Source organism: Paenibacillus sp. J5C2022 (assembly GCF_025567625.1).
Taxonomy (GTDB): domain Bacteria; phylum Bacillota; class Bacilli; order Paenibacillales; family Paenibacillaceae; genus Pristimantibacillus.
In genome coordinates this window covers 12821-34754 of sequence record NZ_JAOQJC010000031.1, presented here as the reverse complement: position 1 = coordinate 34754, position 21934 = coordinate 12821, and the positions used below count along the sequence as shown (strand labels likewise).

General features: G+C 51.7%; 12 protein-coding genes. 3 read left to right on the top strand and 9 right to left on the bottom strand.

Going from position 1 to position 21934, the window contains the following annotated elements; translation table 11 throughout:
- Positions 1-741: 741 nt before the first annotated feature.
- The 9 genes from M6D81_RS21835 to M6D81_RS21795 all read right to left on the bottom strand — a co-directional run bounded on the left by M6D81_RS21835 (position 742) and on the right by M6D81_RS21795 (position 18636).
- Complete coding sequence (locus M6D81_RS21835; RefSeq protein WP_262679170.1) at positions 742-3798, bottom strand: sensor histidine kinase; 3057 nt, start codon at positions 3796-3798, stop codon at positions 742-744.
- Positions 3795-4937, bottom strand: a complete 1143-nt coding sequence (locus M6D81_RS21830; RefSeq protein WP_262679169.1) for a response regulator — start codon at positions 4935-4937, stop codon at positions 3795-3797. The genes M6D81_RS21835 and M6D81_RS21830 overlap by 4 nt, the downstream gene beginning before the upstream one ends.
- A gap of 275 nt (positions 4938-5212) precedes the next feature.
- A complete protein-coding gene (locus M6D81_RS21825; protein WP_262679168.1) occupies positions 5213-8221 on the bottom strand; it encodes a flagellar hook assembly protein FlgD in 3009 nt (1002 codons plus the stop codon).
- Positions 8222-8243: 22 nt separating this feature from the next.
- Positions 8244-9998, bottom strand: coding sequence for a type 2 periplasmic-binding domain-containing protein (locus tag M6D81_RS21820; protein ID WP_262679167.1), 1755 nt, complete (start codon positions 9996-9998; stop codon positions 8244-8246).
- Between the two features lie 35 nt (positions 9999-10033).
- Positions 10034-10921 carry a carbohydrate ABC transporter permease gene (locus M6D81_RS21815; protein WP_262679166.1) on the bottom strand — a complete coding sequence of 296 codons (888 nt, stop codon included), beginning with the start codon at positions 10919-10921 and terminating at the stop codon, positions 10034-10036.
- Positions 10922-10943: 22 nt separating this feature from the next.
- Positions 10944-11882, bottom strand: a complete 939-nt coding sequence (locus M6D81_RS21810; protein ID WP_262679165.1) for an ABC transporter permease — start codon at positions 11880-11882, stop codon at positions 10944-10946.
- A gap of 171 nt (positions 11883-12053) precedes the next feature.
- Positions 12054-13889 carry a cache domain-containing sensor histidine kinase gene (locus M6D81_RS21805; RefSeq protein WP_262679164.1) on the bottom strand — a complete coding sequence of 612 codons (1836 nt, stop codon included), beginning with the start codon at positions 13887-13889 and terminating at the stop codon, positions 12054-12056.
- Positions 13879-15504: a response regulator gene (locus M6D81_RS21800; protein WP_262679163.1), complete on the bottom strand. Its 1626-nt coding sequence runs from the start codon at positions 15502-15504 to the stop codon at positions 13879-13881. The genes M6D81_RS21805 and M6D81_RS21800 overlap by 11 nt, the downstream gene beginning before the upstream one ends.
- A 219-nt stretch (positions 15505-15723) precedes the next feature.
- A complete protein-coding gene (locus M6D81_RS21795; protein WP_262679162.1) occupies positions 15724-18636 on the bottom strand; it encodes a glycoside hydrolase family 78 protein in 2913 nt (970 codons plus the stop codon).
- A gap of 164 nt (positions 18637-18800) precedes the next feature.
- Between M6D81_RS21795 and M6D81_RS21790 the strand changes: the two genes are divergently transcribed.
- The 3 genes from M6D81_RS21790 (at position 18801) to M6D81_RS21780 (ending at position 21845) form a co-directional block, all read left to right on the top strand.
- Positions 18801-19697 (top strand): AraC family transcriptional regulator, encoded by an 897-nt coding sequence (locus M6D81_RS21790; RefSeq protein ID WP_262679161.1) that lies wholly within the window; start codon positions 18801-18803, stop codon positions 19695-19697.
- Between the two features lie 173 nt (positions 19698-19870).
- Positions 19871-20851, top strand: a complete 981-nt coding sequence (locus M6D81_RS21785) for a zinc-dependent alcohol dehydrogenase (RefSeq protein ID WP_262679160.1) — start codon at positions 19871-19873, stop codon at positions 20849-20851.
- Entirely contained in the window at positions 20841-21845 is a 1005-nt protein-coding gene (locus M6D81_RS21780) for an alcohol dehydrogenase catalytic domain-containing protein (RefSeq protein WP_262679159.1), read from the top strand. The genes M6D81_RS21785 and M6D81_RS21780 overlap by 11 nt, the downstream gene beginning before the upstream one ends.
- Positions 21846-21934 lie beyond the last annotated feature (89 nt).

Sequence of the window (21934 nt, the reverse complement as noted above, 5' to 3'; positions counted from 1 at the left end):
GCCCCTTTTCGGAGCTCCAGTGTAGGATTCATACACTAATCTAGCTCGCACGCCCCTTTTCGGAGCTCCAGTGTAGGATTCATACACTAATCTAGCTCGCACGCCCCTTTTCGGAGCTCCAGTGTAGGATTCATACACTAGTCTAGCTCGCACGCCCCTTTTCGGAGCTCCAGTGTAGGATTCATACACTAATCTAGTTCGCATGCCCCTTTTCGGAGCTCCAGTGTAGGATTCATACACTAATCTAGTTCGCATGCCCCTTTTCGGCGCTCCAGTGTAGGATTCATACACTAATCCAACTCGTATGCCCCTTTTCGGCGCTCCAGTGTAGGATTCATACACTATTCTAGTTCGCATGCCCCTTTTCGGAGCTCCAGTGTAGGATTCATACACTAATCTAGCTCGCATGCCCCTTTTCGGAGCTCCAGTGTAGGATTCATACACTATTCTAGCTCGCACGCCCCTTTTCACAGCTCCAGTGTAGGATTCATACACTAATCTAGCTCGCATGCCCCTTTTCGGAGCTCCAGTGTAGGATTCATACACTAATCTAGCTCGCACGCCCCTTTTCAGAGCTCTAATGTAGGATTCATACACTAATCTAGCTCGCACGCCCCTTTTCGAGCTCTAATGTAGGATTCATACACTAATCCAACTCGTATGCCCCTTTTCGAAGCTTACATACAAAAAAAGGCCCCATCGATAAACGATGAGACCTTGTCGCGATTAAAGTATGGCTCGTCAGATCCGGGAGACGGGAATGCGAATGGCGACTGTGGTTCCGGATCCCAGCTCGCTCGCAATCTCCAGCGAAGTTCCGTATTCGAATTTCAGCCGTTTGTTGATATTCCGCAAGCCGACTCCTTCCACTCCCTCTTCGCCGGTTCGTTCAAGCAGCGTCTTCAAGCGCTCGAGCGGAATTCCGACGCCGTCGTCGGACACGACGAACACCCACTGCCCGTCCGACTTCTCCGCCGTCATCCTCACGGTTCCGCCTTCGATACGATCGCCGACGCCGTGACGAATGGCATTCTCGACCAGCGGCTGCAGCAGGAGCGGAGGGATTCGCAGGCTATAGGCAGCCTCTTCGATCACGCATTCGAAGCGAATGCGATCCCTGAATCGGGCCCGCTCGATCTCCACATACGTCCGAATAAGGCTTAATTCCTCTGCGAATCCGATACGTTCCTCCGCATTGCTGAAGCGGAAGCTTCCCCGCAAGTAATCGGCAAGCGCTGCAATCATCTTCCTCGCGCGCTCGATGTCCGTATAACTGGATGCAACGATGCTGTTCAGCACGTTATACAGAAAATGAGGCTTGATCTGCGATTGCAGGAACGCCACCTCCATATGAACCGCTCGGCCCAGCGACTCCTTCATGGCAAGCAAGCTGCCGATTCTGGCCTTTAGCTCCTCCAGGTCAAACGGCTTCGGCAAATAATCGTTGGCGCCCGCCTGGAACGCCGCTACCTTATCTTGAGGTTGAATAGCAGCAGTTACCATCAGGACGGGCAGCTCCAGCAGCGAATAGTGCCTGCGGATCTCCTGACACACTTCGTATCCCGACATGCCCGGCATCATCATATCCAGAATAACGAGATCAATTCTGCCCGATTGGTCGATCTGCTCCAGCGCCTCATACCCGTTTTTGACCGCGATGACGCGATAATCCAGCGTCTGCAGCGCATCCAATAAAACCTTCAGATTCACATATTGATCGTCGACGATCAACACCGTACGCTTGCCATCGGCATTCGTCACATAGGGCGTTGCAAAGGAATATTCATTTTCCTTGGACGCGGCTTGAGACGCCGTCGAATAGGCCAAGGACATCGACGCTTCTTGCCGTTCTTCGGCAACGGGAAGCGTGAACGTAAAGCTGGTACCGACACCGGTCATGGAACTTACCGATAGAGTGCCTCCTTGCAGCTCAACCAGTTGCTTCGCGATCGACAGCCCCAGTCCGAAGCTTCGCTGCGGCGCTCCCTCCGACGACTTGAACGGCTCGAAAATATGCGGCAAATCCTCCGGCTCAATTCCCGCACCGGTGTCCCGCACCTTGATTTCGAGCATGCCTCCTCGTTCCCTCCCGGCAATGGCAATTGTGCCGTTCTCCGTATGCTTGATTGCGTTGTCCAGCAAATTCCCGATGATCTGACCCAGCCGAATTTCATCCGCATACGCATAAGACAGCCCCGCAGGCACCTGGTTGATCAGTTGATTATCCTTCTCTGTACAGAGGTAGGAATAGAAGCGCACCTGAATCTCCGCGACCGCGCGAACGTCGATCGGCGACGGTACGATTCTGAGCTCGCCTTGCTTCAGCTTGGACAAGTCCAGAATGTCGTAGACAAGCTGCGACAGCTTCCTTGTAATATCGGTCACGAGCTGCAGCTTCTCCCGTTGCTCGCCCGTTGGCGGATTCGCAGTATCGTCCAGCATGGACCGGGATATATTCATGACGCCGTGCAGGGGTGTCTTGAATTCATGCGAAGTACGGGCCAGAAAGTCATCCTTCATCCTGTCCGCCTGCAGCAATTTCCCGGATAACTCCTCGATTTTTTGGAATGCGTTCGAAAACCGGAGGGACATCAGAAGCGCCAGCATCAGCAACACGAGAAAAGGTTCGATCGGCGCCAGCGTATAGATCGGCACGCCGAAATACACGTTCATATTCTGGTTCAGCACCAGTGCATTCAAAGCCAGGGCAGCCACGGCCAAATACCGGCTGCCCGCCACTTTGTGCAGGACCGCGTAGACAAACACATACGTAGCGTACAGCAACGCGAACGTCACGTATAGCGACGTCAGAAGTCGAAACGGTCCCGTCGTAATCTGAGAGGCGAAGCCGGCATTCAGCGCGATCAAGACAGCCCCTGCAACCATTCCGCCTTGCGTAAGCCATTTGAAAGTGTAAGGCCGGAAAGCGGTATATACATACAAGAAGAAACCCGCTCCTACGCCAACCGTCAGCACCATCTGGATGCGAAAATAAAGCCAGAACGGAATCGCGCCGACCGCATCGAACAAAACCCTCTCGCCGCTGACGCTTGTAAACGCGGCGATAAATAAGCAGACAAGGCCGAAGACAATGAGGGAATGGTCATTTCTGCGCTGGGAGAACAATCCGATAAAATACAGCCCCATAATGAGGAAAGCGGTTAACGTGATCCAGTCATGGGCCGTCGCCCGGTCGCGCAGCTTGGCTATTTGCTCGGCCTTGCCGAAGCGAAGCGATTCGCCAATTCCGCTTCCAACCCGAAATTCATGGTTGGCCGCTTCGATGAGAATTTCGTTCCGGCCCGGCTTCAGCGTGAAGTAGCTGACATACGGCTTGTTAAGCGCCTGGTAATGCTCCCTCTCGTCCGGAATGCCGCTGGAGCCCACAACCTGACCGTTGACGATAAGCCGATTGGAGAGGAGGATCGAAGCCGTCTTCAGTCCATATACCGCGCTTGCGTCGTCGATCAGGAGCTGCAGCCGGTAGGTCGCGATGCCCAGCGTCTCCATCTGTGCGCTCCATGACCCGGGAACCTGTATCCACTCGGGCGCCGCTCCCTCTGCGGCAACGGATATGGGAGAGGACTGCCGGGAGAGGAGCTGATGGGGATAGAACTCCCATTGCCCGTCCAGCCGAACGACGCCGTTCTCTTGAAATGCCCATTCGGTCAGGTCTATAACTCCGTTTTGGGCAACAGGCATGGGCTTCTTGTGAAGAGAGGCGTAAGTCAGCAGCAACCCGTAGACTGCGAACAACAAAGCTATTGTGATAAACAGCGCCGCCAATTTCCGACTCATCGGGATAACCGCTCCGTCTTCTCCATCGTGTGCCGGAGCAGCCGCTGCGTCTCTTCCTCCAGCTCCGCGCCCAATTGAACGCGCACCGCCTGCTCCAATTGCAGACAGACGCGATAAGCTTCATTGCGATTGCCCAGCTCCAGGTGGAGACTGATCAGCTCGCGCCCGTCAAGCTCGGAATCGGGAGCCAACGACAGCAGCTTCTGCAGGCTGTCGATGGCAAGCGCCGGCATGCTCCGGCTTCGATAATGCGCGTACCATCGGCGAAGCGCCCGGATATACGAAGATTTGAGCTCCAGTTGTCTGGAAGCTGCCCAGCCGAAATCACACGCTTCCATGTATTCACCTTGGTACAGCTCGTTCATCTGATCGTACATATCGTCGTCCATTTTGCCATCAGCCAGAACATTGCCCAGCAGCCGCTTGAATTTCAATACGTCAACTGCAAGCCCGTCCATTTCCGCAGCAAAGCCTTGATCCGCTTTCCGAATCCGAATCAGTTCTCCTCCCTCTGCCAAGCTTTTTCGCAGATAGGATAGACAGGTATACAGATACGTCTTGGCTTTGTTCAAATCGTAGCCCGGCCACAGCGCTTCGATAATCGTCGCGGCATTTACCGGCCTGCCTTCGTAATGAATCAGGAGCGCGCAAAGCTCCCTTTCCTTTTTCGTTTTCCATGTCAGCGTTTTGCTCGTTTCACCGGGCAATGCAATATGGAAGCCTCCCAGACAACGAACCGCAGGGCCGGCGCTCGGAGGTAATGGGGCGGCGGGTTCGGGCAACGATTTCGGGATGCGCGCCATCGTGTTCTGCAGCCGCTCTATCGTGAACGGCTTCAGCAGATAGTCGGTCGATTGAATTTCGAACGCTTCAACCGCATATTGCTCATACGCCGTTGTAAAGATGATCGACAGATGAGGAGAGATCTTTCTTATTTGCCGAGCCGCCTCCGTGCCCTTCAACCCCGGCATCTCGATATCCAGGAATACGGCATCTGCCGTCGTATGCCTCAGCTCTTCCAGCGCTTGGATCGGATTAATGTACCTGCCCGCAATCTGAACATTCCCGATCTGACCGAGCAAGATTTCCAACAAATCCAGCGCATCTTCTTCATCGTCAATCAGCATGACACGAATCATCAGCTTCTGTCTCCTTTACGCTTCATGCTGCCATCCCGCATCATAAGCGCGGAGCAGAATATACTTACTTCACTATAGTACATTGCTCTCTTTAATAGTAGCAAAATTCGACAAATAACTACGAGAGCGATTTGAAAACGCAATTGTGGAGCCGGGAGGCGCAACGTTCGCTGACCTGTACAGACACTGTCAAGCCTAAAGCGCCTTCCGATAAGAGAATGGACGGCTATGTAAGCCATTCCATTCTTTATCGATAAGGCGCTTCTCCTATCATCCTATTGCTTCACAAAATAAAATTGATCCACATAAATTTCCGAAATGTTGCTCGGATTATTCCACGGCATAATATACACCACTTCATTCCCCGTTTGGGAAGGGACGAAGCTGCCGATCTTAACGGTGTGCCAGAACATGTTCTCCATGCTGGAGGCCGTTACAGCCGCCTCCGCTACCGGATACGTATTCGTAGCCAGATCATATACCCCGAAGGAAAACGCGGTGCCGGAAGGCTGGAACGGATGCTCCGCTCCATTCGCGTCCAGATAGGTGTCCTGCGCATATTTCACTTTGACGACCGCGTACAAATCATAAGCAGCGCCTGGCGTAAATTGAGCCTTATCCCAGAACCACTGGATGTTCCAGGTGCGTGATCCTGTTATCGTGTGCATCGCCGTCTTGGCATCCGAAGCCGATACATCAAGTACATTTTTAGATGCGCCATTATTGACATGGAACGCGCTGTCTTGCCCTGTATATACAACTTGGGACGCTTTCGCCAGCTTCAGCAGCCTTCCGTCTCCAGGCGCCATATTTGACAGCGTTATCGTATAGCTGGTGGAGTTCGTCGTAAATGCAACGCTATCGCCGCTTAGCATATTGGTTACGGAAGCGACATCCATACCAAGCTTCTCGCGATCGATTGTAACGGTCACGTTGGCCGGATTGATACAATCATGATTCACGATCACCAAATATTTGTCGCCCGTCGCCACATCTTCATGCGTCGTAATGTCCGCATCCGGATAATAAGCGTTTCCTCCCCCGCTGACTGTAGCGGCGGCTCCAATTTTTCTCATGTTTTTGATCGTCGGCTTCAACGTTTCAATCTCGCTGAATAAGCTCTGCACGGTTGCGAAATCCTCCGTGTGATTGTAATTTTCGTCAACGATGCCGATCCAGTCCACCTCGGTTTGATAGACGAAATATGTAAAGCCCTTTGAACCGTAACCAATCGCCTCGTACGTCATAGCCCTGATCTCCGCGGAGGTTGGATTGCGCAGCCAGCCTGCCGTATTGTTTGTTTGCAGAATGGTCCACATTGGCGCTGCATCTTCGACCCTTTTTCTAATCTGCAGAGATGAGAAGTCCATATATTGCTCGAACGAGAAGCCCGGATATTTATAAATATGGCGGAAATCGCCGATCGCGCTTCCTTCGCCGACGCCGTAAGGGTCAATGTTCAGCACCTGCGGTCTCTCCACATCATAATGAAGCGGTACTCGATCCAAGCCGACATAGGTCATCAAGACCGGACGAGCGGGATCAATCGTCTCCAGAATTCGTTTCATATCCTTCAGATTATCAGCCAACCGGAGATCGGCAGCAGGCTCATCGTACAAGTAATAGCCGTACAACGCACTGCTGGTGCGCACAGGATCGATAACAGAGTTAATGTGAGCATACATGGCATGTTCATCGTTATACAACGTTTCGTTAAAAAGCGAATATGCGTCCGGCATGCCGACAATTCGGAGCCCGTTCTCCTCCGCTTGCAACAAGGTCTCATCGTAGATCGCCTGCGGCTTCGCGTGCCAATTGGCCAAAAAGACAGTATCCGCTCCCATCATGCTTATATCGCGGAACGTTGAGTCCAGATAAGTTTGCGCATCCGATAAGCTATACGGTATTTCTCCCGCTTCATAGAAGATCCCCTTCGGAATGTCATTCTGGACTGTGCTTTGCGGGCTCGTCAGCGAAACTCCCGCAACGACCTCAACATTAGTTCTCAGCAGCTCCATCCCGCCCGAGCTCACCTTCACCATATATAATCCGTTTGCTACGATTCCTCCGCTGTCGCTTCTGCCATCCCATACAATCGAATGCATACCGGATTGCTGCAGCATATTGTCGAGCAGCGTCCGCACCGTTGATTGACTGTTATAGCGATAGACCGACACATTCACCGTCTGAGAAGTAGCGAGCGTATAGGAAATCGCAGTGGAATCGTTAAGTCCGTCTTGATTGTTCGGCGACAGCTTATACGGGTAACCATGTATAACCTTAGCCGCACTCTCATCCGCAGGCACTTGGGACAGCGTGACCCGATCGACCTTGAAGGATGGGAAGTTCGCCGCATTATTGACGGGAAAGAAGCATACGCGAACGTCATGTGCAGGATCAATCACAATCGGAGCGGTGGTCCATTGCGGATAGAAGACGACCTTAGAGGAAGCATCCGTAGGGACCGTCGTCGGATCGATCAGGTAGGTTCCAGTTGTAAGATCATAGACCATATAGCCGAACATATCTCCCGTCGACGTCTCCCAGTCCTCTCTCTCCGGCTTTACTTGCATGGAGATCGTATAGGACTTGCCCGATTCGATTTTGGAGCCGTCAATTTTGGCTTGAATGTTCCAGCCGCCGCCCGTGCCGTTCGCCATACGAGTCGCGCTGTTGTCGACAGCCATAGGATCGGCAACATTAACGGCATCGTTAAAGCGATAGAAAAGATTGTTTTCAATGACGTAATTTTTATGCTCCTTGAAAATGAAAGCATCCACATAAATATCCGATACTTGCGCCGCGTTGGCTGTTCCGGCTACGTAGAAGCTGAGCCAGTTCACCGAAGCGTTTGGCTTGAACGTGCCTATCTTCACTTCTTTCCACGCATCATCTACCGTTTCCGACGCGGCAATCGTTTTTTCGGTGATAGTGTGATTCCGATCCGTATTATCGTATACGCCTATTTTGAACGCGTCGCCTGAAGGATTGGATACCGCATGGTTCACCTTTACCTTGACATAAACATCATATAGCGCGCCAGGCTTCCATTGCGAGAAATCCCAATTCATATACTGAATATTCCATCCCGAATTTGTGTTGGCCGTTCGAGCGGATTGTTGATCGGGAGCTGTAGCGTCCGCGACGTTCGAAGCTCCATTGAAGAAGGTAAACGAGCTGTCGTTGATGATGATATCGTCCTGTGCATAAGCAGCACTTGTCCCTAGCCAAAAAGCCCCAATCAAAACCATTAAGACAGTTAATACTTCCCCTTTCATCTTCATCCCCGATCATCTCCCTCGTCGCTTATAATTCCCGTGTGCTGGCGAATGTCTCGGCTGCCTTCTTCAAAGTATCCATCCAATAATCGACGGCCTTCTCGGCATCCATCTTCCGCAATTCTTCCATCATACTTTCCTGCAGCCCCGCATACTCTTCATCCGTCTTGGCGTAGATCAGCTTGGGCGCCATCCGAATCAGATAATCGGTCACGTTGGTCTCAATGCGCTTAATATCATCCGGCATATTCTGATCCATGCCCAGCTCATTGTCCATGTCATAATAGAGGAGCCCGATCTCGCCAGCTTCCACCCGCTTCTCCACCAGTTCTCCGGGGTATGCTACTCCGTAATGCTGGGAATAATCCTTATCCAGCTCAGTCATTTGCGTCTTCCAGAAGTCTACATTCAATGTGTAGTTGAACGGAACGTTATATTCAGGGTCTTGATATCCATCCACAAAGCCCGCCAAATTCCAATAAAGGCCGATTCCCGTGTTCAATTGGAAGCTCGGGTCATTCTTCTGGGCGTCAATCGTTTCCTTCTTCCATTGCGGCTTGCCGTCTAGCACATCCCAGTTCTCTCCCTGAATGCCATTTAGGATGAGCCTGCTTCCTTCCACCGACTGCAAGTAGCTGATGAGCTCCATTGCTCTCTCTGGATATTTGCAGTTTTTGGAGATCATGAACAGTCGGTTGGAGAAGCCATTCGACCCAAATTCTCCTGCATACACGGTCTGCCCTTGCGGCATCGGCATCGGCATCCAGCCCGACGTCGGATTCTTCTTCGCAAGCTCCACGTTGGCGTCGGCTGGACCCGCCCATTGCCACTGAGAGAATAGGACGCGATTGCTCTTCACCTTTTCCGTGAAATTATCGTATTTCTGTGTGAACGAATCCGGGTCCAGCACGCCGAGCTGATTCGCCTTGCGGTAAAATGCGGTGCCTTGCCAATAAGCGACGTTAGGATCCAGAATGCCGCCACCAGGCATGAAAGTTTCAGGCTCCAAATATACGAACATATTGTTTCGGTTAATCCGGTTGAAGAACCGGTCAAACAGTTCGTAAGGCACAAGCCCCCAATCGAACAACGGAGCCATTCCGTACACCTTCTGCCCCTGCTCGTTCACAGGATGCTTCTTCTGCATCTCCGCCAGCAGGTTCAGGAAATCGTCCATATTGTTGACTGGCGGATAATTCAATTCTTTATAATAATCCCAGCGGATGTTATAAGCCGGCGACGCGTATTTAAACTGCGGCACAAGCTGGCTTGCAATGCCTGGAATCGCGTACAGCTTCCCTGTTCCGTTACTGAAAAACTGTCTGCTGTTTTTGATCTTCTGAGGTGATTCTTTCAAAAGATTGCCGCCGTACTTCTCTAATAGATCGTCCATTGGAATGACTTGGTTGCCTTCTATGAGCTGCGTTAAATACTTTTGAGAGTTTTGCAGAACCAATATATCCGGCAGATCGCCGCCGGCGAGCATAGCGTTAAATTTCTTGTCGTCCGTTTGCGTATCCAGCTTAAGCGTGACGCCGGTTTTCTTCTGTATTTCCTTCATGACAGGATCAGATTGCTCACCTGAAGCGATAGTTGCGGTGAACAGCGCATTGTCGCTTGTCAATTGCAGCGTAATTGGGCTTTTCTCATTAGACTGGCCGCCCTGCACGCCACTCTCGCCATTTGTTCCCCCCGTATTTTCACTTGTACAGCCGGTTAAAGCAAGTAGAACCGTCAACATGCTAATGGCGGTCATCCTTTTGATCCGTTTGCTCTTTATCACTTGCAACGCCTCCTGTCGTATATTGGGAATAGCGCTTATCCCTTAATAGAACCTAACATAATGCCTTTGACAAAATACTTTTGCAAGAGAGGATAGACACATAGAATAGGCGTCGTCACAATCATCGTAATCGCCATCTTGACGGTTTGCGGTGTAAGAGCGTGCTCGCTGATTTGGCTTCCCAGCAGGCGCCGGGTCGTCTCACTTGCGAGCGCCTCCGATTGCTTCAAGTATTGCAGCAGTGTAAGCTGCAATGTCTGCAGCCTGGGGTCGTTCACTAGAAACAAGTTATCCATCCACGAATTCCATTGATTAACCGCGTTAAATACGGCAACCGTTGCCACGATAGGAAGCGAGAGCGGGAAGATAATTTTGCTAAAGATCGTATAGTAGCCTGCACCCTCCATCGCAGCCGCTTCCTCCAGAGCCACCGGAATCTGCTCGATGAACGTCTTCATCAGAATAACAAAAAAACCGATAATGGCAGATGGCAATATGTAGAGCAGAAAATGATTTTTGAGCCCCAGCCACTTCATCGTCATATACCAAGGTATCAATCCCGCATGGAGGTATAAAGTAAGAACGACGAAGCGATATACCGTTTTGCGAAGCGGCATTTCCTTCTTAGTGACAATGTAAGAGAACAATGAACAGCAGAAAACGGTAACGATCGTCCCGATAACTGCCCGCGATAGCGAAACGCCGAAGGAGGTCAGGATCGCCTTCTGAGTCAGCATTTCCTTGTAGACGACAAATGTGATGTCCTTGGGCAAGAGGTACACTCCCTTGGCCGCCATCATGGGATCGCTAATGGAGTTAATGAAAATATAATAGAATGGATAAATGCAGCATAAGGAAAACAATCCGAAGAAGGCATAGTTTCCAATATGGAAAGCTCTATCAAATAGTCGTTCGCGCAGCATTCCTTTCACCTCCTCTATGTCGTCAAATAATGCTTTCGCCCCGCACTCTTCTGGCTATCCAGTTGACGGTAAACAAGATGACAACGCTCACAACCGTCTTGAACATGCCGAGCACCGTCGAATAAGAAAAGTCATTGCTCTGCAACCCGACTTTGTACACATAATAATCGATGACCTCCAGCTTGTCGGCAACAAGAGCGTTGTAGAATACGTAAAACTGTTCGAAGCCGTTGTTGAGCATATTGCTGACGTTCAGCAGCAGCAGCACGACGAAGGTAGGCATAATGCCGGGAACCGTAATGCTCCATATCGTGCGGAACCTCCCCGCCCCATCCACCTTGGCCGCTTCATACAGCTCTGGATCGATGCCCGCGATCGCAGCTAAATAAATGATGGCTCCCCACCCCAATCCCTTCCAAAGACCGACGATCGTTTGAAAGTACCAGGCAATACCGCTGTCCCCCAGAAAATTAAACGGAAGCTCAAGTAAATGAATCTGCACCAACACCTTGTTGACAACACCGTCCGACACGGAGAAAAACACGTAAAATACGGAATAGACCAGCACCCAACTTATAAAATTGGGAAGTGTGGTCGTCGTCTGCACCCACTTCCTGAAATATTTCCCCCGCATTTCGTTCAGTAAAATTGCAAAAACGACATACAGCGGTGAGACCAGAATATTCAGCAGACTGAGCGCAATCGAGTTCTCAAGCACTCGAAGCAAGTCGCTACCCTGCTCCATAAAGGCGATCTTGAAATACTTCAATCCAACGAAATTCGATTGTTCTAGCGGAATGCCGGGTTTGTAGTCAAAAAAAGCGTATACCCATCCGAAAAGAGGCACGTAATAAAAAATAAATACTAGAGTAATAAAAGGGATAGCCATCAGCAGCAGCTTCATGCTGTATCTCGGCTTGCTTTCCCGTACTGAGAATAATGCCTCTTTTTGAATACCCACCTCTTCACCTCCGTTGCTTTCACGTTCATCGTGCTTTCCAAGCATAACAAAGGAAAGACAGCCGCAAAATGACCGTATCTTCGAAAATGTGCCGCTTTTTCGGAAGAACGTCTTTTATTTGCAGCTGCCTTATGGCGACTAGTTGATTTTTCGGAAAAACTGTTCTAAATCTCAGTTTGTCGGAATAACAAGCTCTACCTGTATGCCGCCCGTCTTCACTGGAGCCATGGATAGTCCGGGTGAACTCGGGAACATCAGGCGCATTCGTCGATGAACATTTCTAAGTCCGATGCCGAAGGAAGACGGCGCTGCCGTTTCCTCCTCCTCGGCAATCTCCGCAGAAATCCATTCTCTGACCCGAAGCAGCGTTTCCTCCGACATTCCCTGACCGTCATCGATGACGCGAATGAAAAGGAAGGATGGATTGGATTCCGCTTCGATCCGGATTTGACCCGCATATCCACTGCGCTCGAAGCCGTGAAGCACGGCATTTTCGATCAATGGTTGCAAAATAAAGCGAGGCACCACACACGATTCTGCGAGGGGCTCTACCACAAATTCGACTCTGATACCTTCCCCGTATCGGTAATTCATAATTTGAATATAATGGCCGGCGTAATCAATCTCCTCTCGCAAAGGACAGAGCAATCCGGGCTTCTTGAAGATCGGCTGCAGCAGACTGCCCAGCGCGGCAATGCTCTTCATAATGTTGTCGGCTTTATGCATAGCCGCCATCCATTTAATGGTGTTCAGCGTGTTGAATAAAAAATGAGGATTGATTTGAGATTGGAGCATTTGAATTTCGATTTTACGCTTTTTGTCCTCGACGACTCTATTCTGCTCAATCAACTCCTTAATGCCCACCGACATCCGGTTGAACCCGATACTGAGCCTTCCGAACTCATTCCTGTCACTCTCCGCTATGGTGAAGTCCAGATTCCCTTTCTCCATTTCCCCCATCGCTTCCATTAAACGTTGCATCGGTTTCGTTATTTTCTTGATCCAGATTGAGGAAATGACGAGCGCGGCTATCAAGCTGACGACCAATATCCATATCAACTGATAACGCAGCTTAAATAAATCAACGATGTATTCTCTTACCGGGACGGCCTGAATCATGGTCCAATCTGTGTCGGCCAACGGATAGTGCACAATCTGCTCTTCGTTATGCTTGAAGCTTCCGCTTTCCATTGCGACAGAAGTCAGCCCGCAGACTCCGTTTTTTGTCCCCAGCAGCGACTTATCGGAGTGTGAAATAATTTGGCCAGAGATGTCGCACATATAAAGTTTGGCCCTGCCCGGTGAATTGTTGTTATTGTACAGAGAGAACAGCTTCTCCTCCTTGATGTTGATCATCAAAGTGGCTGAAGGCAGGCTCTGATAGAGCGATTTGATCGCGCGTGCGGCCGTTACAATGTTTTGCGAGCCTCCCTTGGAGGCGTTAGGCATCTCTCCAAATTCCTCGCTTCGTTTGGCCCCAACCCAGATGATTTTCGGGAAAGAGTTTTGAATATCATGATTCATCACTTGTGTATGCAGGTAAGAAGAATAGTAGGCTCCCTGCTTCAATGGATCTTCCAAAAGCGCCGTTTTATTCTCCATCACGCCGACAACTCTGCCATCCTCAGCATACAAAAAGATAGAGTGAATATAGTCATGGCTTTCAATAAATTCATTCATGAGAGCCATTATGTCTCGATGCAATATAATTCTATCTGCGATTTCGAGCGGATGATTGTCGAGAAACTCTTGAATCTGCGAGTCGATCAGCAACTGCCTCGATATTTTGTCAATCTCCTCTCGAAAGGCGTTTATCGCGTTTCCGGCTTGCGTCATATATTGCAAGGAGGAATCATTCGTATTTTTCTCCAGAATGCCCATTACCCCGTTATACGTAAGCGCCGCGCTCATGGCCAGGACAATTAACGTGATCAGCATAAAGGACATCCTGAGCTGGACGCGCAGGTTCCGGCCAAAGCGGAAGGAAAGCCGTCGCTTATTCTTCATCGTCTGTATCCTCTATCGCGGAATCGCCCACCCAGCGCCTGCGAAATTCACGCGGGCCAAGACCGGTATACTTTTTGAACACCCGGCTGAAGTGACTATGATTTGTGAAGCCCGTACGCTCCCCGATTTCATAAGCTTTCAGGCTGCTGTTCAGAAATAGCTCTTTCGCTTTCTCGACGCGGAAATGCAATAAGTAATCAATAAAGTTTATGCCCATTTCTTTCTTGAAGATCGTACTGACGTAATTGGCATTCATAAGCACACTGTCGGCCGCCGCCTGCAGCGAGATGCTATCCGCGTATCGTTCCTCAACAAACCGCAGCACTTGTGCCACAGCCGGGCTAGTCCGCTTCTGCTCTCGCAGCTTCCGAACGATTTCGCCAACATAACACTCATACTCGTCAATCATTTGATCCAGAGTCTTAGCTCCCGAGATTCTCTCCGCGTAATAGGAACAGCGGGCGGACATCTCTTCATCGGCCAGCCGCAGGGACAATAACGGACTATGCAGCAGTTGGGCGAACAGCTTCCGCACTTCAGTCCTCGCCGACCAGTAATGCGCTTTCATATATCGACTTATTTGCTCCTTGCACGCCTCGCGATAAGATATCCCCGAACGCTCCCATATCTCTTCCACGCGATACAGCTTTGCGGCAGCCTCTTCCTCAACCGCCTTGGACCTGCTCTGGCAGTAGGTGTAGTTTCGATTCGGACCGCCAACAAATGCGTCTTCAAGCGCTTCCGCGCATTCCCTATATTGAGATTTCAACTTGTCGTATCCGTCCTGCCGGCTGCTTATCCCGAACGACACAGACACATTGAAGTATGTAGCCAATACTTTGCGCACATGTTCTATTATTAGATGAAGCTCTTCATCCGCTTCCTTTTCGCTTGTGAGGTTGCCGAAGCTGAACAAAATGACGTACCTGCTGCCCGAATCATGGAAGGCTTCGCAACAGTCATAAGATTTAAGCATTTCCTCAAGCACGTTAAGCAATGACAACCGGATGAGCTGGCCTTTGTTGTCCTTGAATTTTTGCTGCAACCGCTCATACGGATCGATTTCCATCATGCACATCACCATTCGTCTGGGTGAAAGAGAGAGCGACAAGCAAGCGGCCTTGTCCCCGAACTCCTCCGCCGAATAACGATGAAGGAACAAATAATCTTTGAATAGTCCTTCTTTGGCGGCCGCCGCATCGGGCAAAGGAACGAATGGGCGCGACGGCGTGTCCCTCAGCCTAAGCTCCCCCTCCATCTTGGCTAGTACCGCTTCCATCTGCTCCGTGGTCATGCTCAGCTTGACGATATAATCGCTGACATCGAGCGCAAGCGCCTCTCTGGCCAGCTTGAATTCCTCCAGACATGTGAGTATAACGATGCGGGTATGCGAATTAACCGACCTGATCTTCGCGATCAGCTCCATGCCACCCATCATCGGCATTTTCAAATCCGTTATGACCACATCCGGCATTTCCTTCGAAAAGAGACTCCAGGCCTCCTCTCCATTGGCAACGTCCGCAATGACTTGCATCCCGTATTTGGACCAATCGATGGAATGCTTCAGTCCAAGACGGACGAGTATCTCGTCCTCTGCAATTAGTACACGGTACATTACGGGCCCCCCGCTTCCAAAGTTGAACATACGAAGAACATCTACGAACTAGAAGGAATTCTAGTGTAGCACCAATAGATAACTTTGCCAACGCCGCTCCAGACGCGCCAATCCGCGCCGCAAGACGATTTATTCGTCTTGCTTGCGCCGTCTTTGAATCTCTGCCCAAAAAAAGGATGGCCCAAGATTTACTCTCGGACCATCCTGCCGACCCGCTCTTCAGCGGCGTTCAACGCTCATCTCGTATCCTTCGGGCGCGACGGTTGTAATGTCCACATGCGCGGGCGCCCCGATGCTCAGCTTCAACCGCCCTTCCCCTTCGACTCGCCAGGATACATCGACACGGCCGCCGTCTGGCAGAGGCACCGAGCCGGATGCCCACTGAAGCCCGCATGTCTGGGGCGATATCACTACTTTGGACCAGCCCGGCTCCGCCCCCTGCACGCCAAGGACATAAGCGCCGAGGAAATAAGCCGGACCTGCCGACCAAGCGTGGCAATGGCTTCGAGTCAACACCCTCGGGTCAATATAGCATCCGCTCCAAGGGTACATTTCCCAACAGGCAGTCGCTCCATTATCGACCATATAGCCGTAATTGCGGTGCATATCCTCCATTAATACATCCAGCCGTCCCAGCTTGGCCAGCGCTTCGTAGTAGAAGAAGGACATGAAGGGACTGCCCACCTGCACGAATGCTTCGGGCGGCTCAACAATATAACGCTGAACGATCTCCAGCCTTTCTCCGAACGCGATGTCACACAGATAAGCGACAATTTGCGTTTGCGCGCTTAACGTAGATGATAAGCTTCCGTCGCTATGGATACAGTCCACATAGGCATCTCGCTCTTCATCCCATAGAACCGCATTAATCGATCGGCTCAGCTTCTCCGCCTCCTCACGGAAACGCTCCGCTTGCGACTTCTCGCCCGCCAGCTCGCCGATCTCGGCGGCGTGACGCAGCGCTCTCGCAAGAAACATGTTCTGCGGCGTCACGATTCCTTCAGCAGGCTGCTCGAAAGGGGCCCAGTCCAGCAAATTCCAGCCTTGGAATTCAAATACGCCCTTGGCATTGATATAGCGCAAATACTGCTCCATCGTCATCCTCACATGAGGCCAAATGTCATGAAGGAACGTGTCGCGTCCGTCATAACGATAATACTCCAGACAAGCCGTCACCCAGAAGAACGTCCAGTTGGGAATGACGCTGTTCCAGCCGCTCGGCACTTGATCCGCGTACAATGGGGTCTGAAAGGCGGAGCCGGGAACCAGCTTCAGGCATCGCTCTACGATCTCCTTGGAGCCGAAGACGTAATAATTGACGAGCGCTTCATTGCGCGCGTCGCCGACCCAGTAAGCCTGCTCGTATGCCGGACAATCCACGAATGTGTCCTCCATGCAGAGGCGGGTCGTATCCCGGCTAATCGTCCAGATGCTGTTCAGCATAGCATCGCTGCTGCGGAAGCTTCCGACGTTCGCGACGGGATAGTTGCTCTGAAGCATCTTCACCTCGAACAGCTTGACCGGTCTGGAAGCCCCGCGAACGGTAACCGTCAGATAACGAAGGCCGCGCCTGACATACGATACGTAGCTCTGTCTTCCTTCCCGGCACACATAGCGAAGCGTGTTGTCCAGCGAGTACGTATGCTGAATCCATCCTTCCTTCCTGTATTCAACCCCGTACATATCAACGACAGTTCCTCCCGATGCATCCAGATCGAACGCGATGTAGCCCGACAGCTCCCTGCCGAAATCAATGACGATCTCGGTATCCATCCCGCTGACGACAGGCAGCAATGCGGCGTTTGATCCCGCCAGAACGGCATGCTGCAGGGATGGAGGCATCGGCTGCGGCGACTCCGCTTTCTTCCAGATACAAGAAACGAACACGGCATTTCGGTTCATATAACATTCAGGGAACGGTTGAATCCATGCTTCGAACGGCTGTAGGTCGTTCACGGCGGCAACCGCTTGAACAGCTTCATAGACGGGATGTGCGGAGTTGAAAAGCGGCTCTTCCCGATGATCGATATATTCCGCTGTATCGAACGGTCCGATTAGAATAAACGGCACCGGGGAGGATTCTTCGCCGTACCCTGCAGGCGCCTGAAGCCGGAACGGCGCATCGCTATCGAAGCCGATATGGAAGCCGTGCCCATGACTGCGCCCCGTTACGTCAATCAGAATGAGATGCTCTCCTGCATCCAGCTCGACATTCAAATACCGCTCGGGGTCCTCGCCCCGATAGCTGTCCTTCTGGTACAAACGTCCGTCGATGCGAATGACAGGGTCAATACGTCCGGGATCGGGAATGCCTATTGTGAAAGAAGCGGACTTGTCCATCACTACCGTCACCGCGATATAAGCGCTGAAGGATGCATTGTTGGAATGATTGCCGCTGTTCGGAGCCATCAGTCCATACAGATCAAGGACAGCGCTCCAGGCAGGCGGCTGAACGCCGCTTATCCCCTCGACCCGCGAAGGATAAATCGGCTCTTCGGTCAAATAGGGAATGTCTCGCTCGATCAGACTTCTCCAAGGCTCCATTCCGGCCGAGCCAATAACCGTCGCCTCTTCCCATTGGCTATCGTCGAACCCGGGCTTCACCCAGGCATCGTCCCATGCTCTCGCGTCAACGACTTCCGTGAAGGAGAGCTGACACGATATGCGCGACGTGTTGGAATCGTACCCTTGGTGAATCGCGGTCTTCCACGAAGCGTCAGTCACGACGGTCTGCCCGGTGGAATCGCACAAGTCCCCGCCCGCTTCATTGTGCGGCTTCTTCATCTGCAGCAATAGTCCGCCGCGACCTCTTAAATATTGGAAAGTGGAGATGCCGTAATGCATGACCAGCACCGCGATGACGGCTTCCTCCCCTTGCTTCAACAAATGTCCAATTTCATATTCGTCATACGCCAGCTGAGAAGGCCAGGAGCGAACAGGGCCTCTCCCAAGCTGCGTGCCATTGACGAACAAGACGTAACGGGAATCCGCGGTAATACGTACCGTTGCCCCTTCCATAGTTTCCATAGGCGTAAAGGACCGGCGAAAGCAGCGCCATTCGTTTCTTGGGCTTGGCTCCCCGGACCCCCATATCCATGATGCCTGCCAATCTGATAATAAAGTCCCATTCATGTTCATATCTCCTCTCCTTCTTTGACGCCAAATGAATAATGCCAATTTCGGAATATTTTTATTATAATGGATGCATCAGACGAAAGAAGGGGCGATCCGGACCAATAGCAGGTTCGTTCCGGACATGAATAGGCCGATTACGGCAGCCATTAGGGGGGACTATCTTGAAAAAACATGTGCTTGTGACTAGCAACGGTATGTATCTTTATCCCGGCCAGCCCGTATATGTGAACCGCGTAACGGAGTCATTCCGCCTGGAGCAGCATCGACACGAATTTACCGAGCTGTGCTACGTAAGCGAGGGAAGAGGCTACCATTACATTGAAGACGTCACCATTCCAGTGGCGAAAGGCGATCTGTTCTACTTGCCGGAAGGGGTATCCCACGTGTTCCGCCCCTCCACGCCCGTTCCCGGAGAAGGACGGTTAATCGTATACAACTGCATTTTTGATCAAAGCTTTGCGGAACGACTCATACAAGCCTATGAACCTGATCTCCAATTGCGCCGACTTATTCAATCGGGCTTTCCCGAGCAATCCTGGAGCCGGCTTCACGACCGTGACGGACAGTTCCAGAACAGCTTCAATGTCATGCTGGAGGAATTCCAACGACAACACGCCAATTACATCCCGCTTATTCAAGCGGAGCTGATCCGGCTGCTCATACCCTTCACTCGCCTAGATGCCGCATCACTCCCTCCCGGCCCCCTGCTCCCCATCCGAAGAAGGGATACGGATGAGGTAATGTACGTCATCGCCAAGAGGCTTCGCGTGGACGCCTCCAATCCAGGCAGCGCGCAGCAATACGCGGATGAAGCCGGACTCAGCGAGCGGCATTTCCGAAGAAGATTCAAGGAATGCTTCGACATGACCTTTCTGGAATACATCCACAAGTGCCGCATTGAGCAAAGCTGTCGGCTATTAAGCTCGACCACAGCCAAGGTGACGACAATTGCCCAGCAAGTCGGGTACAGGGACATCAAATTTTATAATCGACTGTTCAAAAAATTGACGGGCATGACGCCGAACGCCTACCGGATTGCTCACCCTCTGAATGCTTAACCTTCCATAATGTCAATATCGTGCAAACCTGAATCCATTATCGCCGTCACGTTGCTTCTCCATTGAGCTGTACGATCACGGATAGGTGTATAGCGTGCAAAGACACACTTTCCACTCCCCTGTACACTTAAAACAGGAAGATGAAAATATGTTGTGACAAAGGATGGGTTGGGATGAAAGCGTTACAGATCACCGGGAAAGATGCGTATCAAATAATTGACCTGCCGCTTGCTGAACCGCGAGAGGATCAGGTGACGGTAAAAATCGAAATCGCCTCCACATGTCCGCGTTGGGATATGAGCATGATGGGCGGCAAGGACATGTTCGATGCGGCCAAACAGCCGGACTACCCTCTTCTTCCCGGATTTCCGGGGCATGAGATAGCGGGAACTGTCGTTGCGGTAGGCAGCGGGATCAGAGCTTTGAAAGTTGGCGACCGAGTAGCCTCCCTGGAACATTTGGAAGGAAACGGCGCCTACGCGGAATATCTGCATTACCGCGAGCATGAGCTGATCAAGCTGCCGGATGAGGTGGAATGGAAGCAAGCGGTGTCATTCGAATTGTTGAAATGTGTGTTGATTGGCTTGCTTCAGTTCGGCGATCTCGCCGGCAAGTCGATGCTGGTGTCCGGTCTTGGTCCAGCCGGCATGTTGGCTATGCAAGCTGCCAGACTGCTCGGCGCAACCAAGGTAACCGCCATTGATATTAATCGTGAACGGATCGAGCTGGTGAACGGCTTGGGGCTTGGACTGGCCAAGCATGTTGACGACCTTGGAGAGGAACGCTTCGATCTGGGCTACGATTGCGTCGGAGCCTCCGCTTCCGTGCAAGGATTGCTTGAGAGAATCGACAGTCATCTCGTTATCTTTGGCGTATTGAAGGGCGAGGTACGCTACGGGGAGCATCTTTGGTTCAAAGGAATTAGACTTGAATCCTACAGGTACCGGAAATTCGACGAGCAAGATCAAGCTCTTCTGCTGGATCTTGTGGTGAATAAGGGGCTTAATACGGATTGCCTGCAAACGCACCACGTCCCCTTCTATCGCTATCGCGAGACGATAGAGCTGCTGAACAAACAGGAAGCTATCAAGGTATACGCATATCCGCCAACTGACTTTGTCGATGCAGCCGAGGGCAGCCGAAATGAGAGCTAACGCCGTCGTATTCAGGGATGTCAGACAGGTTCGCTTTATGGAAATTGAGGTTCCGGAACCGGGGCCGGAGGATGTCGTTATCGATCTGGACTATTCATGGATCAGCAATGGGACGGAATCCTCCTTTCTGTATGGCGAGCGGATTTCGGGGGAACAAGTGACGCGGCCCGGCGACGAGCTGCCCTTCCCACAGGTAGCGGGTTATCAGAAGGTTGGCATCGTGAGGAGCATAGGGGAACAGGTGCGCCATCTGAAGCCGGGCGACCGGGTATTCGCATCCATCAGCGCAGTGAATGGCATGAAATTTGATTACGGCGGGCATGTCAGTCCAGCCGTCACGCCCGCGAGCCAGGTATGGAAGCTTCCCGAAGGCGCCGATCCAATCGCCTATAGCGGCATGGTCCTAACGCAGGTCGGCTACAATTGCGGCATTCGCCCCGCCGTCGCAAGCGGCGAACAGGCGGTCGTGATCGGAGACGGCATGGTCGGGCAATGGGCCGCCCAGACGCTGGCGCACCGGGGAGCGGAAGTTACCGTTCTGGGACGGCATGATGAGCGATTGTCCTTGCTTCCTCCCGCTATCCACTCGATTAATGTAAAGAAGCAATCGTTGGAGCAATGGCTCGAAGGCAGAACGGATCTGGCGATTGTCGTCGATACGGTCGGCAGCATGGATACCTTCCGTATGCTGAAACCCGCGATGAAGCTGAACAGCCACTTCGTATCCGCCGGATTTCTGGGCTCCGAAGGAATGGTCGATATTCAAGAGCTTCGCGGGCAAGAGATAACGCTTCATTGCCCGTCCGGCTGGACGACCGAGCGGATGGATGAGACGCTGGCAGGAATTCGCGACGGATGGCTTCAGCCCGCGTCTCTTATTACGCATACGTTCCCGGCGGCACAGGCTGCGGAAGCCTGGCAGTTGATTATGGATAGGTCCGCTTTCTATCTCGGTGTCGTACTGGATTGGCGAAGCGATAACAAAAAACTATAACAGGCAGAAACAAAGATAAGAGCCGGGGTGTACATGCCCCGGCCCTTCTTATGTTTGATTGACATGTTACGGTAGAAGCCGCTTTTGCT

Bases quoted from the DNA above. Each gene is read 5' to 3' on its own strand.
- M6D81_RS21835 (WP_262679170.1), bottom strand. From the start codon at position 3,798: ATGAGTCGGAAATTGGCGGCGCTGTTTATCACAATAGCTTTGTTGTTC.
- M6D81_RS21830 (WP_262679169.1), bottom strand. From the start codon at position 4,937: ATGATTCGTGTCATGCTGATTGACGATGAAGAAGATGCGCTGGATTTG.
- M6D81_RS21825 (WP_262679168.1), bottom strand. From the start codon at position 8,221: ATGAAGATGAAAGGGGAAGTATTAACTGTCTTAATGGTTTTGATTGGG.
- M6D81_RS21815 (WP_262679166.1), bottom strand. From the start codon at position 10,921: ATGCTGCGCGAACGACTATTTGATAGAGCTTTCCATATTGGAAACTAT.
- M6D81_RS21805 (WP_262679164.1), bottom strand. From the start codon at position 13,889: ATGAAGAATAAGCGACGGCTTTCCTTCCGCTTTGGCCGGAACCTGCGC.
- M6D81_RS21800 (WP_262679163.1), bottom strand. From the start codon at position 15,504: ATGTACCGTGTACTAATTGCAGAGGACGAGATACTCGTCCGTCTTGGA.
- M6D81_RS21795 (WP_262679162.1), bottom strand. From the start codon at position 18,636: ATGAATGGGACTTTATTATCAGATTGGCAGGCATCATGGATATGGGGG.
- M6D81_RS21785 (WP_262679160.1), top strand. From the start codon at position 19,871: ATGAAAGCGTTACAGATCACCGGGAAAGATGCGTATCAAATAATTGAC.
- M6D81_RS21780 (WP_262679159.1), top strand. From the start codon at position 20,841: ATGAGAGCTAACGCCGTCGTATTCAGGGATGTCAGACAGGTTCGCTTT.